The sequence below is a fragment of the Lentilactobacillus sunkii DSM 19904 genome (assembly GCF_001435575.1).
GTDB classification, from domain to species: domain Bacteria; phylum Bacillota; class Bacilli; order Lactobacillales; family Lactobacillaceae; genus Lentilactobacillus; species Lentilactobacillus sunkii.
In genome coordinates this window covers 1-303 of record NZ_AZEA01000068.1, presented here as the reverse complement: position 1 = coordinate 303, position 303 = coordinate 1, and the positions used below count along the sequence as shown (strand labels likewise).

Annotated in this window: 1 pseudogene; it reads right to left on the bottom strand. The window is 47.2% G+C overall.

Annotated features, from left to right (window positions below):
• Positions 1-289 (bottom strand): annotated as a pseudogene (locus FD17_RS12925) (IS5/IS1182 family transposase); the annotation flags it as partial.
• Positions 290-303 lie beyond the last annotated feature (14 nt).

The following is a 303-nucleotide window of genomic DNA, read 5'->3' as shown; positions in this document are numbered from 1 at the left end:
CGTTTTGCATCGGGTCTTCTTTCATGCGCATGAAAGTCGCGTCGTGATCTGTTTTGGAGAAACTGTTCCGGTCACCGAACCACTCATGATATTGCCGATACTTTTGCTTCCGGGGTATGAATTCGTCTTTTACCAGATGCCTGAGATGTTTAAGCTGGCGTCGGCGCCGTTTACGTGGTGACCCACCAGGAATTGTCTTTTCATTTTTAACTTGCTGATCTAATTTGTCAATTTCTTGATCCAGTGCGGTCACTTCAGCCTCAAGCGTCTGGAGATCCGTCGGATCCATTTCATTTTCCACCG